1 protein-coding gene is annotated in these 1,395 nt (G+C 29.6%); it reads left to right on the forward strand.

Annotated features, from left to right (window positions below; translation table 11 throughout):
* Window positions 1-817, forward strand: an 817-nt coding sequence (locus QSH13_RS18380) for a helix-turn-helix domain-containing protein (RefSeq protein ID WP_336621786.1), incomplete at its 5' end; no start/stop codon positions are given.
* Window positions 818-1,395: the final 578 nt, after the last annotated feature.

Raw genomic sequence — 1,395 nt, forward strand, 5'->3', positions numbered from 1 at the left:
TAATATAAATATGCCTATCTCTCAGACTGATGTTGTTAAAAAATCAGGGTATAGTCAAAGATACTTTCAGGATATCTTTTTAGAAAAAACAAAATTAAGTATTGCTAAGTATATTCTGGCAAGAAAATTGTCCTTATCCTCCGTATTACTTCGCTTAACAAATCTATCTGTTTTTGAGATATCAACTATTTATTCTTTTAACTCACAACAAAATTTTTCTCGTGCATTTAAACGGTATTTTAAAATTACACCGAATTTATTCAGGAAACGTGATTTTTGGGATTTCAGATATTATTTTCCTCAGCATCGGTTTTTGAATTTTAAAGATATAAAACACAGACCTGTTTCTTTATATTCTGAATGTTACACAGACAATAAACTCGGTGAAAGTAAATCATTTTATATCACTATTCCTTTTGAGTTTAAATCTAATTATAGTGTTGAAGGTCTTGCTTTTAAAAATAAAAGTCAAATTAATCATATTAAGGGTATGGTAAAAGCATCAAGTGATTATTTGAGTGTTTCTTATGATTTTTGTGCGGATGAAAAAACAAAAAATAAAATAAAGGTGAACTATGTTATAAAGCAGATAAATGGGGATGGTTTTATTTTAAATGAAAAAGGTTCAAAGTATTATATGTTTTCATTTGTCGGGAGTTGGTCGGAGTATGCTATTTTATCTAATGTTATATACACAAGGGAATTACCCAGATTAAATCTTAAAAGACGATTAGGATTTGATATTGAGATATTTTATTCTTCTGGTCATCATACTGATGATATTTGTTTATTATATTATTTTATACCGGTGTGTTAAGTTTTTTATTTTTGTCAATGAGCTAATTCAGAGCTAAGCTTGTTTTGAAAGTTCTTTTTTTCAGTTAGCAAGTGATATTAGTAATATTAAGGTTTGTTTTAATCAGGTATTATGATTTTCTCTTCTTTATCCGTCATCATACGTTAGCATTTATGTAAAGTGAATAAATGATTAATACGTTAATGTATTCCATCATTTATTTTGTGTAACATGGTTTTCTATATCATTAGTATACTCAACAACGAGTTAGACAATATCCTGTTTACGATTTGTTAAATGGTTCATAGTTAAATTTGTTATAATCCGGGTAAAATTTTTGTGGCAAGAATACCGGGGTGCTTCTGTTTATATTGTTTGTGTATCCGGAAAGTTCACGGATAAGCTGTTAGTATCAGAAGTGATCTGTTTTATGACAAGCGAATCCTGCCCGGTCAGAGATGAAAAAAGATTATATATATTTATACTGGTTTTCCTCACCCTCGCATCCATTGTGTTATCCGAAGTCATTTCCGGTGGGATGTCATCAGGCTCATGAGTATACATAGACTGGCTGATATTTGATTAATCACTAAAAGTCG

Source organism: Proteus faecis (assembly GCF_030286765.1).
GTDB classification, from domain to species: Bacteria; Pseudomonadota; Gammaproteobacteria; order Enterobacterales; family Enterobacteriaceae; genus Proteus; species Proteus faecis.